This window comes from Pseudomonas sp. 22490 (assembly GCF_052044465.1).
GTDB lineage: Bacteria > Pseudomonadota > Gammaproteobacteria > Pseudomonadales > Pseudomonadaceae > Pseudomonas > Pseudomonas aeruginosa.
Genome location: NZ_JBQENS010000008.1, coordinates 136,925 through 149,015, shown reverse-complemented (window position 1 = coordinate 149,015; position 12,091 = coordinate 136,925). Strand labels below are relative to the sequence as shown.

At 66.8% G+C, this 12,091-nt stretch carries 9 protein-coding genes; 6 read left to right on the top strand and 3 right to left on the bottom strand.

Translation table 11 applies throughout. The features are described from left to right. Positions 1–117: 117 nt before the first annotated feature. Positions 118–720, top strand: a complete 603-nt coding sequence (locus ACTJJX_RS11660) for a peroxiredoxin (protein WP_003092073.1) — start codon at positions 118–120, stop codon at positions 718–720. Positions 721–898: 178 nt separating this feature from the next. On the opposite strand, the gene rnt is transcribed toward ACTJJX_RS11660, so the two are convergent. Then, the gene (gene rnt, locus ACTJJX_RS11655; RefSeq protein ID WP_003092070.1) at positions 899–1,573 is read right to left on the bottom strand and encodes a ribonuclease T; all 675 of its coding nucleotides are present in this window, start codon (positions 1,571–1,573) and stop codon (positions 899–901) included. Further along, complete coding sequence (pyrC, locus tag ACTJJX_RS11650; protein WP_003092068.1) at positions 1,570–2,616, bottom strand: dihydroorotase; 1,047 nt, start codon at positions 2,614–2,616, stop codon at positions 1,570–1,572. The genes rnt and pyrC overlap by 4 nt, the downstream gene beginning before the upstream one ends. Positions 2,617–2,748: 132 nt before the next feature. Between pyrC and motY the strand changes: the two genes are divergently transcribed. Together motY and ACTJJX_RS11640 are read left to right on the top strand one after the other, a co-directional pair. Next, positions 2,749–3,714: a flagellar protein MotY gene (motY, locus tag ACTJJX_RS11645; protein WP_003104269.1), complete on the top strand. Its 966-nt coding sequence runs from the start codon at positions 2,749–2,751 to the stop codon at positions 3,712–3,714. A 117-nt stretch (positions 3,715–3,831) separates the two neighbouring features. Next, the gene (locus ACTJJX_RS11640; protein WP_003092065.1) at positions 3,832–5,049 is read left to right on the top strand and encodes an argininosuccinate synthase; all 1,218 of its coding nucleotides are present in this window, start codon (positions 3,832–3,834) and stop codon (positions 5,047–5,049) included. 91 nt (positions 5,050–5,140) lie between these two features. On the opposite strand, the gene gloA is transcribed toward ACTJJX_RS11640, so the two are convergent. After that, positions 5,141–5,527, bottom strand: a complete 387-nt coding sequence (gene gloA / locus ACTJJX_RS11635) for a lactoylglutathione lyase (RefSeq protein ID WP_003110007.1) — start codon at positions 5,525–5,527, stop codon at positions 5,141–5,143. A 376-nt stretch (positions 5,528–5,903) separates the two neighbouring features. Between gloA and mexP the strand changes: the two genes are divergently transcribed. The 3 genes from mexP to opmE are packed head-to-tail and all read left to right on the top strand — an operon-like array spanning position 5,904 to position 11,691. After that, positions 5,904–7,061 (top strand): multidrug efflux RND transporter periplasmic adaptor subunit MexP, encoded by a 1,158-nt coding sequence (mexP, locus tag ACTJJX_RS11630; RefSeq protein WP_003119548.1) that lies wholly within the window; start codon positions 5,904–5,906, stop codon positions 7,059–7,061. Next, a complete protein-coding gene (mexQ, locus tag ACTJJX_RS11625; protein WP_003453571.1) occupies positions 7,058–10,219 on the top strand; it encodes a multidrug efflux RND transporter permease subunit MexQ in 3,162 nt (1,053 codons plus the stop codon). Before mexP ends, mexQ begins: the two co-directional genes overlap by 4 nt. Next, the gene (gene opmE, locus ACTJJX_RS11620; protein ID WP_012613753.1) at positions 10,216–11,691 is read left to right on the top strand and encodes a multidrug efflux transporter outer membrane subunit OpmE; all 1,476 of its coding nucleotides are present in this window, start codon (positions 10,216–10,218) and stop codon (positions 11,689–11,691) included. Before mexQ ends, opmE begins: the two co-directional genes overlap by 4 nt. Positions 11,692–12,091: the final 400 nt, after the last annotated feature.

Below are 12,091 nucleotides of genomic sequence, written 5' to 3'. Positions count from 1 at the left end.
GGGGCGGGGTGTATGATGGTTGTTTCCCGGGGAACGGCGCCCCTGCCATCGAGGCTTCACGAGGAGCCGGCAGGCTGCGGTGCCTTCCTTCAACCTTCCGCTTAAAGGAGACATGGAATGAGCGTACTCGTAGGTAAGAAAGCGCCTGACTTCAACGTTGCCGCGGTACTGGGCAATGGCGAGATCGTCGAGAGCTTCACCCTGTCCGAGGCCATCAAGGGCAAGTACGGCCTGGTGTTCTTCTATCCGCTGGACTTCACCTTCGTCTGCCCGTCCGAGCTGATCGCCCTGGACCACCGCATCCCGGAATTCCAGGCGCGCAACGTCGAGGTGATCGGCGTTTCCATCGACTCCCACTTCACCCACAACGCCTGGCGCAACACCCCGGTGGACAAGGGCGGCATCGGTGCCGTCAAGTACACCCTGGCGGCCGACACCAAGCACGAGATCGCCAAGGCCTATGACGTCGAGTCCGACGGTGGCGTGGCCTTCCGTGGCGCGTTCCTGATCGACAAGGAAGGCGTAGTGCGCTCGCAGATCGTCAACGACCTGCCGCTGGGCCGCAACATGGACGAGCTGCTGCGTCTGGTCGATGCCCTGCAGTTCCATGAGGAGCACGGCGAAGTCTGCCCGGCCAACTGGAAGAAGGGCGACAAGGGCATGACCGCATCGCCCGAAGGCGTGGCCAAGTACCTGGCCGAGAACGCCAGCAAGCTGTAAGAAGAGCCTGCTTCGCGCGTTGGAAAAAGCCCCGCTTCGGCGGGGCTTTTTCATGGGTTCGCGGGGGCCGGCAGCCCCATCCCAGGTCACGCGCCTCGCTCCGAAGAGGGGGAGATTGCCTGACCGGTCGCGTAGGACGGATAACGTCCTGGCGTTATCCGCCTAAGTGGGCCGAGGCTCAGTCGTCGTCATCCATCCAGCCGCCCATTTCCTTCCAGCGGTTGACGATGCCGCAGAACAGCTCGGCGGTCTTCTCGGTGTCGTAGCGTGCCGAGTGCGCCTCGCGGTTGTCGAACTCCATGCCGGCGGCCTGGCAGGCCTTGGCCAGGACCGTCTGGCCGTAGGCGAGGCCAGCCAGGGTGGCGGTGTCGAAGCTGGAGAAGGGATGGAACGGATTGCGCTTGATCCCGGTACGCGCCACGGCGGCATTGAGGAAACCGAGGTCGAAGCTGCTGTTGTGGCCGACCAGGATCGCCCGCTTGCAGCCATTGGCCTTCAGCGCCTTGCGGATGCCGCGGAAGATCTCGGTGAGTGCCGCTTCCTCCTGCACCGCCATGCGCAGCGGGTGGTCAAGCTTGATGCCGGTGAATTCCAGCGCGGCCGGCTCGATGTTGGCGCCTTCGAAGGGCTCGATACGGAAGAAGTAGGTGTGTTCCGGGAACAGGAAGCCTTTCTCGTCCATGCCGACAGTGGTCGCGGCGATTTCCAGCAGCGCGTCGGTGGCCGAGTTGAAGCCGCCGGTCTCGACGTCCACCACTACCGGCAGGTAGCCGCGGAAGCGGCGCGCCATCGGATGGCGCGGGCCGCTGGGGAGGCTGCCGTCGAATTCGTCGTCGAAGTTGTCTTCGCTCATGCCCCGGCCTCCAGCAGTTTCCAGCGGAGTGTCTCGCCGGCGCGCAGCGGCACCACGTCGAAGTCGCCGAAGGGGAGGCTGGCGGGCGCCTGCCATTCCTCGCGGACCAGGGTGATTCGGTCGGTGTTGCGCGGCAGGCCATAGAAGTCCGGGCCGTGCAGGCTGGCGAAGCCTTCCAGCTTGTCCAGCGCATTGCGCTGTTCGAAGGCCTCGGCATACAGCTCGATGGCGGCGTAGGCGCTGTAGCAGCCGGCGCAACCGCAGGCGGCTTCCTTGGCGTGGCGGGCGTGCGGCGCCGAGTCGGTGCCGAGGAAGAATTTCGGATTGCCGCTCACCGCGGCGTCCAGCAGGGCTTCCTGGTGGGTGTTGCGCTTGAGGATCGGCAGGCAATAGAAGTGCGGACGGATACCGCCGACCAGCATGTGGTTGCGGTTGTACAGCAGGTGATGGGCGGTAATGGTCGCGCCGACGTTGGCCGGGGCTTCCCGGACGAACTGGGCGGCGTCGCCGGTGGTGATGTGCTCGAAGACCACCTTCAGGGTCGGGAAGCGCTCGACCACCCGGCGCAGGTGCTCATCGATGAACTGCTTCTCACGATCGAATACGTCGACCTCGGCGCGGGTCACCTCGCCATGCACCAGCAGCGGCATGCCGACCTCGGCCATCGCCTCGAGCGCTTCGAAGATATTGTCGATGCGGGTCACGCCAGAGTCCGAGTTGGTGGTGGCGCCTGCCGGATAGAGCTTGGCGGCATGCACGAAGCCGCTGGCCTTGGCGGTACGGATTTCCTCGGCGCTGGTGCGGTCGGTGAGGTACAGCACCATCAGCGGCTCGAAGCGGCTGGCGGCGGGGCGGGCGGCGAGGATGCGCTGCCGGTAGGCGTCGGCTTCGGCGGCGTTGCGCACCGGCGGCACCAGGTTCGGCATGACGATGGCGCGGCCGAAGGTGCGGGCGGCGTCGCCGACGGTATTGGCCAGCGCGGCACCGTCACGCAGGTGAATGTGCCAGTCGTCGGGGCGCAGGAGGGTGAGACGGTCGGACATGGGGCTTCCAGGACGGGATTTCGTGGGGGGAAATGCTACCGGAAAAGGGGGGGCGGGGCACTCGCTATCAAGTTTTGTCCGGGCCGTCCGATACATCCTTCGTATTTGGACGCTTTCCCGGAGCCCGCCGTCGTGCAGCCGCGCCTTCTTCTATTGCCTTTCCTGCTCAGCAGCCTGCCGGCGCTGGCGGTGACCTTCCAGACGCGGCTGGAGAGCGTCGAGTGGAAGGTCGAAGGCGACCAGTTCGAATGCCGCCTGTCGCAGCCGGTGGCGAATTTCGGAGTCGGCGAGTTCGTCCGGCGTGCCGGCGAGCAGGCGACCTTCCGCCTGAAGCCCGAGGCCCAGTGGCTGGGGCGCGGGTCGGCGACCCTGCTGGCTGCCGCGCCGCCCTGGCGACCGGGGCAGGGCGACATCAACCTTGGCCAGGTCAGCATCGGTAGCGGCGAGGTGCCGTTCAACAGCAGCCAGCAACAGGCCGGTCGGTTGCTCACCGGCCTGCTCGAGGGGCGCAGCCCGCTGGTCCGCCATCGCACCTGGCAGGGCGATCGCCTGGAGGTGCGCCTGCTGCCGGCGCGCTTCGCCAGCGTCTACAGCCAGTACCAGGCCTGCATCGCCAAGCTGCTGCCGGTGAACTTCGACCAGGTCAAGCTGGCCCAGGTCGGCTTCCCCGACGGCGGCACGGCGCTGAACGACGTGGCGCGAGCCAAGCTGGACATCATCCTGCAACTGCTCAAGGCCGATCCGAGCATCAACCGGATCGAACTCGACGGGCACTCCGACAACAGCGGCAACCGCCTGACCAACCGCGACCTGTCGCGCCGCCGCGCGCTGGCGGTGCAGGAGTACCTGAAGAGCAACGGGGTGCCGGAAAGCCAGATCAACGTGCGCTTCTACGGCGAGCGCTACCCGCTGGTGGCCAACAACAGCGCCGCCAACCGTGCGCGCAACCGCCGGGTCACCGTGCACCTGTCGCGCGAGGCGGTGGTCGAGCCGGCGACGGAAGCGCCGAAGGCCGAGGACAAGCCGGCGCCGCCCGCGGCAGAACCTGCCGCACCGAAGCCTCCGGCCGCCTCGCTTCAGGGAAAACCCACGGTTTGAGTCGCGCAAACGATAGAATCTGTCGCTTTTGCGTCTAAAGCTGTCGCCCCTCTGTAATTTCCCGAATGCCCTGCGTAGAATTGTCGCTTTTCGTGACGACCCCCGTGGAGTGATGGCATGGCGGATGTGAAGAAGGTAGTCCTGGCGTATTCCGGCGGCCTGGATACCTCGGTAATTCTGAAGTGGTTGCAAGATACCTATAACTGCGAAGTGGTGACCTTCACCGCCGACCTCGGCCAGGGCGAGGAAGTCGAACCGGCTCGCGCCAAGGCCCGCGCGATGGGCGTCAAGGAAATCTACATCGACGACCTGCGCGAAGAATTCGTCCGCGACTTCGTCTACCCGATGTTCCGCGCCAACACCGTCTACGAAGGCGAGTACCTGCTGGGCACCTCCATCGCTCGTCCGCTGATCGCCAAGCGCCTGATCGAGATCGCCAACGAGACCGGCGCCGACGCCATCTCCCACGGCGCCACCGGCAAGGGCAACGACCAGGTCCGCTTCGAGCTGGGCGCCTACGCGCTGAAGCCCGGCGTCAAGGTGATCGCGCCCTGGCGCGAGTGGGACCTGCTGTCCCGCGAGAAGCTGATGGACTATGCCGAGAAGCACGGCATCCCGATCGAGCGCCACGGCAAGAAGAAGTCGCCGTACTCGATGGACGCCAACCTCCTGCATATCTCCTACGAAGGCGGCGTGCTGGAAGATACCTGGACCGAGCACGAAGAAGACATGTGGAAGTGGACCGCTTCCCCGGAAAACGCGCCGGACACCCCGACCTACATCGAGCTGACCTACCGCAAGGGCGACATCGTCGCCATCGACGGCAAGGACATGACCCCGGCCGAGGTGCTCACCGAGCTGAACCGCGTCGGCGGGATCAACGGCATCGGCCGCCTCGACATCGTCGAGAACCGCTATGTCGGCATGAAGTCCCGTGGCTGCTACGAGACCCCCGGCGGCACCATCATGCTCAAGGCCCACCGCGCCATCGAGTCGATCACCCTGGACCGCGAAGTGGCCCACCTGAAAGACGAGCTGATGCCCAAGTACGCCAGCCTGATCTACACTGGCTACTGGTGGAGCCCGGAGCGCCTGATGCTGCAGCAGATGATCGACGCCTCGCAGGTCAACGTGAACGGCGTAGTGCGCCTGAAGCTGTACAAGGGCAACGTCGTGGTGGTGGGCCGCAAGTCCGACGACTCGCTGTTCGACGCCAACATCGCGACCTTCGAGGAAGACGGCGGCGCCTACAACCAGGCCGATGCCGCGGGCTTCATCAAGCTCAACGCGCTGCGCATGCGCATCGCCGCGAACAAGGGCCGCACGCTGTCCTGACCGACGCGCGCCGCCTGAGATGGAACGAAGAACCCCGGCCATGAGCCGGGGTTCTTCGTTCCTGATTGCTGAAAGCGATAGCCGGGGCCGTTCAGGAAGACTTCTGGATCAGTTCGATCTTGTAGCCGTCCGGGTCGGTCACGAAGGCGATCACGGTGGTACCGTGCTTCATCGGCCCGGCTTCGCGGGTGACCTGGCCGCCGTTGTTGCGGATGTCGTCGCAGGCCTGGTAGGCGTCGTCGACCTCGATGGCGATATGGCCGTAGCCGGTGCCGATCTCGTAGGCATCCACGCCCCAGTTGTGGGTAAGCTCGATCACCGCGGAATCCGCCTCGTTGCCATAGCCGACGAAGGCGAGGGTGAACTGGCCGTCGGGATAGTCGTTCTTCCTGAGCAGGGTCATGCCTAGCACCCGGGTATAGAAATCGATCGAGCGATCGATGTTTCCGACCCGGATCATGGTATGGAGAATGCGCATTTTCATTGCCTCGAGCTTCACGGTCAAAGGCGGATTTTACCATGTGGCCGGCAACCGGCTGCGAGATCGGGATCGTCCCCGTCCCGGCGACCGGCCCTTTGCCGGACTTCCCTTCCTACGGGGCGTTTCGCCTCTTCCCTGGGCCGGCCGTCGATAGCCGGTCGGCCTGCCTCCGCCACCCTCCCGAGCTGCCCGCTGCGTCTCCGAGCGTGCCAGGCGTCCCGCCCCCGGTGACCGGCCGAAAGCTCGCTGCGCCTTCGCCATGAGGTCGGAAAAAAGGGGGGTTGACCTTGCCAAGGTGTCAAGGTTGATAACCGGCCACGGAAGCGGTTTCGTCCAGCCAGGCCACGCAGGCTCAGACCAGGAAGGCACAACAATGAATCTCAGACACTTCATCCGCATCACCGCGACGCTAGGTGTCGCGGCCCTTATCGCTGGCTGCGGGGAATCGGCGCCGCCGGGGGCGGCGAGCGCCCCGCCAAGCGTTCCCGTCGCCGAGGTGGTGGTTCGCCCGGTGACACCCTACGCCGAGTTCACCGGCTCGCTGACCGCTGTCGAGCAGGTAGAACTGCGGCCGCGCGTCGCCGGCTACATCCAGGACGTTACGGTGCCGGAAGGCCGCCTGGTGGAGAAGGGCCAGCAACTGTTCCTCATCGACCCGCGCGTGTTCAAGGCGGCGCAGGATGCCGCCAGGGCACGCCTGCGCGAGGCCGAGGCCGCGGCGTTGCTGGCGCGCACCGAACACGAGCGAGCCGAGCTGCTGTATGCGCGGAAGGTCGTCGCCCGGGAGCGGCTCGACAGCGCCATCGCCTCGCGCAATGCCAGCAAGGCCCAGGTCGATGCGGCCAGGGCCGCCCTCGACGCGGCGCAACTGGATCTCGGCTTCACGCGGGTGACGGCACCGATCGGCGGGCGTGTCGGGCATATCCAGGTCACCGAGGGCAACTACGTCACCAATGGCGTCACCGCGCTGACCAGCATCGTTTCGGTCGATCCGCTGTACGTGTACTTCGATGTCGACGAGCGCACCTACCTGCAGGCCCTGGCGCCGACCCGCGGCAGGGAAGGCGAGCAGGCCCCCAGGGTCAAGGTGGCGCTGCTCACCGACGAGTCCTATGGACGAAGCAGTCGCCTCGATTTCCTCGCCAACGCCGCCGACCGCGGGACCGGCACGGTCCGGGTTCGGGCGGTGGTGGACAACCCGGACGGGCAACTGACGCCGGGGCTGTTCGCCAAGGTCAGGCTGGAGACCGGCAAGCCTCGCGCGCAGGTGCTGGTCGCCGACCATTCCATCGGCACCGACCAGGGCAGGCGCTATGTGCTGGTCGTCGACGAAGGCAACAAGACCCAGTACCGGCCGGTGGAACTCGGCCCGATGGTCGACGGCCTGCGGGTCGTCCGCCAGGGCCTGCAGCCGGGCGAGCGCATCGTCGTCAAGGGCCTGGTCCGGCCGGACATGCAGATCACACCGCGCCTTGCGGAAATCGATGGCACGCCCGTCGACCTGTCGAAGACCGTGGGGGCCGCACAATGACATTCCCACGCTTCTTCATCGATAGGCCGATCTTCGCCATCGTTCTTTCGGTGCTGATGATGATCGGAGGCATCGTTTCGTTCTTCCAGTTGCCGCTGAGCGAATACCCGGCGGTGACGCCGCCGACCGTGCAGGTGACTACCGCCTATCCCGGCGCCAACCCCGACGTGATCGCGCAGACGGTGGCGACACCGCTGGAGCAGGCGATCACCGGGGTCGAGGGGATGCTGTACATGTCCTCGCAGTCGGCCACCGACGGGCGAATGATCCTGACCATCACCTTCGACCAGCACATCGATCCCGACATGGCCCAGATCCAGGTGCAGAACCGGGTCTCGCGGGTGCTCTCGCGCCTGCCCGACGAGGTGCAGCGGCAGGGCGTGGTCACCCAGAAGACCTCGCCGGACATCCTCATGGTGGTGCACCTGCTGTCGCCGGAGCAACGCTACGACCCGCTGTACATCTCGAACTACGCCTACCTCCAGGTGCGCGACGAACTGCTGCGCCTGCCGGGGATCAGCGATGTGGTGGTGTGGGGCGCCGGCGAGTACAGCATGCGCCTGTGGCTCGACCCCGACCTGATCGCCGCGCGCGGGCTGACGGCGGGCGAAGTGATCGCCGCGGTACGCGAACAGAACGTCCAGGTGGCGGCCGGCGCCGTCGGCCAGGCGCCGGACTCCACCGCGGCCTTCCAGGTCACGGTGAATACCCTCGGGCGGCTGAGCGACGAAGAGCAGTTCGGCGACATCATCGTCCGCACCGGCGCCGACGGCCAGGTGACGCGCCTGCGCGACGTCGCGCGGATCGAGATGGGCGGCGATGCCTATGCGCTGCGCAGCCTGCTGGACGGCGAGCCGGCGGTGGCCTTGCAGATCATCCAGAGCCCCGGAGCCAACGCGCTGGATACCGCCGAGGCGGTGCGTGCCACCGTGGCGAGGCTCGAAGGCAACTTCCCGGCCGGCCTGAGCGCGCGCATCGCCTACGACCCGACGGTGTTCGTCCGCGCTTCGTTGCAGACCGTGGCCACCACCCTGCTGGAGGCGATCCTGCTGGTCGTGGTGGTGGTGGTGCTGTTCCTGCGTAGCTGGCGTGCTTCGCTGATTCCGCTGATGGCCGTGCCGGTCTCGCTGGTCGGCACCTTCGCCGTCATGCACCTGATGGGTTTCTCGCTGAATACCCTGTCGTTGTTCGGCCTGGTGTTGTCGATCGGCATCGTCGTCGATGACGCCATCGTGGTGGTGGAAAACGTCGAGCGCCACATCGAGAACGGCGAGCCGCCGCTCCAGGCCGCGCGGCGTGCGATGGACGAGGTCACCGGGCCGATCATGGCGATCACCTCGGTGCTGGCGGCGGTGTTCATCCCCACGGCCTTTCTCAGTGGCCTGCAGGGCGAGTTCTATCGTCAGTTCGCCCTGACCATCGCCATCTCCACCATCCTGTCGGCGCTCAACTCGCTGACCCTCAGCCCGGCCCTGGCGGGCCTGCTGTTGCGTCCGCGGCCGGCCGGAGGTGCGGTGGCGGGGCGCTTCCAGCGACTGCTCCAGGCCCTCGGCCGACCGTTGCGAAATGCCCCCGAGGCCTACGGCAACGCGGTGCGCAAGGTGGTGCGGGTGAGCGGCCTGGCCCTGGTGGTGTATGGGGGCCTGCTTGGCCTGACCTGGGTCGGTTTCCAGGCGGTGCCGCCGGGCTTCGTGCCGATGCAGGACAAGTACTATCTGGTCGGCATCGCCCAGTTGCCGAACGGAGCGTCGCTGGAGCGTACCGATGCGGTGGTCAGGCAGATGTCCCGGATCGGCCTCGACGAGCCGGGGGTGGAGAGCGTCGTGGCCTTTCCGGGCCTGTCGGTGAACGGTTTCGTCAACGTGCCGAACGCCGCGGTCATGTTCTTCATGCTCGATCCGTTCGAATCGCGCACCTCCGCCGATCTCGGCGCGCTGGCCATCGCCGGGCGCCTGCAAGCCAGGTTCGCCAGCATTCCCGACGGCTTCCTCGGGGTCTTCCCGCCGCCGCCGGTACCGGGGCTGGGAACCATCGGCGGCTTCAAGATGCAGGTCGAGGATCGCGGCGGCGCCGGGCTGGAAGCCCTGGCCAGGCAGACCCAGGTGCTGATGATGAAGGCCACTGAGTCCGGCCAGCTCGGGGGCTTGATGACCAGCTTCGATATCAATGCCCCGCAGCTCGAGGTGGTGGTCGACCGCACCAAGGTGAAGAGCCAGGGCGTTCGCCTGGCCGATGTGTTCGAGGCATTGCAGGTCTACCTCGGCTCGCTGTACATCAACGACTTCAACCGCTTCGGTCGCACCTACAAGGTCACTGCCCAGGCTGATGCGCCGCACCGCATGCAGGCCGAAGCCATCGGGCGCCTGCAGGTACGCAATGCCGCCGGGGCGATGTTGCCGCTGTCCTCGTTCGTCACCGTGACGCCCAGCTCCGGTCCCGACCGGGTGATCCACTACAACGGCTATCCGTCGGCGGATATCAGCGGCGGCGCGCTTCCCGGCGTCAGTTCGGGACAGGCGGTGGCGTTGATGGAGCGCCTGGCCGGCGAAGTGCTGCCCGAGGGCATGACCTTCGAATGGACCGACCTGACCTACCAGCAGAAGCTGGCCGGCAACAGCGCGCTGTTCATCTTCCCGCTGTGCGTGCTGCTGGCCTACCTGATCCTCGCCGCGCAGTACAACAGCTGGCTGTTGCCGCTGGCGGTCCTGCTGATCGTGCCGATGTGCCTGCTCAGCGCGATCGCCGGGGTGTGGCTGGTGGGCGGCGACAACAACGTGTTCGTCCAGATCGGGCTGGTGGTGCTGGTAGGCCTGGCGGCGAAGAACGCGATCCTGATCGTCGAGTTCGCCCGCACGCTGGAGGCCGAGGGCGCCCGTGCGCTGGAGGCGGTGGTCGAGGCTTGCCGCCTGCGCCTACGGCCGATCCTGATGACCTCGCTGGCGTTCATCGCCGGCGTGGTGCCGTTGGTCATGGCCAGCGGCGCCGGAGCGGAAATGCGCCAGGCGATGGGCGTCGCGGTATTCGCCGGGATGCTCGGGGTGACGCTGTTCGGCCTGTTCCTCACGCCGGTGTTCTACGTACTGGTACGGGCACTGGCGGCGCACCTGGAGCGACGCGCCGGCGGCAGCCTGGCGCATCTGGAGGGAGGCCGTCCATGAAGCCATACCTGCGGTCTTCGTTGAGCGCGCTGATCCTGCTGGGCGGCTGTGCCGCGGTGGGGCCCGACTATGCGCCGCCGAGCGCGTCCGCACCGGCCAGCTTCGGCGCGATGCCGGCGGGTATCGATGGCGGTGGCGTGGAGATCGAGTGGTGGCGCGGGTTCGACGAGCCAGCCCTGGAGTCTCTGATCCAGCGGGCGCTCGCGGCGAACCTCGACATCGCCCTTGCCGGCGCGCGCCTGGACGAAGCGAAGGCGCTGCTGCGCGAGAACCGCGAAGAGTTCCTGCCGCGCGGAGGCCCGGCGTTCGATTACCAGGCCCGGCGGCGCGGCGAGGTGGAAACACCGGCCGGCCAGCAGCGCGACATCGAGACCTATCGCGGCGCGCTGGATGCTTCCTGGGAAATCGACCTGTTCGGCCGGGTGCGGCGCTCGGTGGAGGCCGCCGAGGCGCAGGCGGGCTCGCGCGAGGCCCTGCTGCGCAACGTGCAGGCGAGCGTCGCGGCTACGGTTGCCATGACCTGGTTCCAGCTACAGGGCATCGAGGCCGAACTTGCGGTGGTCCATGACATCGCCGGCAACCAGCGCGACAGCCTGGAGATGGTCGAACGCCTGGTCAGCGCCGGCTCCGCCCACGAGTTCGACCGGTTGCGCGCCGAAGCGTTATTGCACAACGTCGAGGCGGCCGTGCCCGACCTCGAACGGCGCCGCGCCGCCACCCGCAATGCACTGGCCGTTCTCCTCGCGGAAGCCCCGCAGGCCTTCAGCCCGCCGGTCGCCCGTGCCTCCGGGGAAAGGCTGACGCTCCGCACCCTCGGGGTCGGCGACCCGGCGGGACTGCTGGCGCGTCGCGCCGACATCGCCGCGGCCGAACGCAACCTGGCGGCCGCGACCGCACGTATCGGCGTCGAGACCGCGGGGCTGTATCCGCAGGTCGAGGTACGCGGCTCGATCGGCCTGGTCGCCGGCAATCTCGATGCTTTGGACGAGAGTGGTACGTCCTTCAACGTCCTGAACCCGGTGATTCGCTGGGCGTTACTCGACCGCGGTCGCGTGCGGGTGCGGATCGCCGCCAGCGAGGCCCGTGCGCAGGAGGCATTGATCCTCTACGACCGGACGGTGCTGCGCGCCCTGCAGGAGACCGATGATGCCTTCAACGGCTATGGCGCTGCCGCTGACAGGCTCCGCCTGCGCCTGCTCGAGGCGACGGCCAATCGCGAGGCGGCGCGCCTGGCCCGGGAACGCTTCGTCCAGGGGGACGGCGAGTACCTGGACGTGCTCGAGGCGGAACGCTCGGACTACCTCAGCCGGCGCGCATTGAGCATCGCGCGCACCGAGCAGCGCCTTGCCGTCGTGGGTATCTACAAGGCGCTGGGTGGTGGCTGGGAAGCCTGCGCGGGGGCGCGGCGCTGTGGCGTGGCTACCGACGATACCTCTCCAGGCGTGGCACGGCAGCGCGACAGTCGCTCCTGATCAGCCGCCGGCGGTTTCCGGCCGCCGGCCTTCGCTCGACTGCCTGGGTCGAGGGCCGTGCGGCGCGTCCTCCGGTTATTTGGCGAACCCCGGGAGTACGGATTGCCTGGCGCGGATCGCTCGTCCCTGTCCGCCTTATCGATAAGTCGGTTCCGAACTCTTTTTCGGTAGTTCATTCAGATGGATGAGTGAAGAGGGCAGATGGAAAGTATCTGCTCGGGACTTCAATGTTCAGAAGAGTGGGGAAGTATTACTTTCTCATTGTTCTTCAGGTACGTTCCGGCTGCCCGCCGTTTCTTATTGAACGAGGTCACTCTTGTGCCTCTGCGCTCGCGCCGCACGGAGACGTCGAATACATATCGTCGAGAGGTTCTTCAGTGGTGAGTGGAGCTGGCTGACG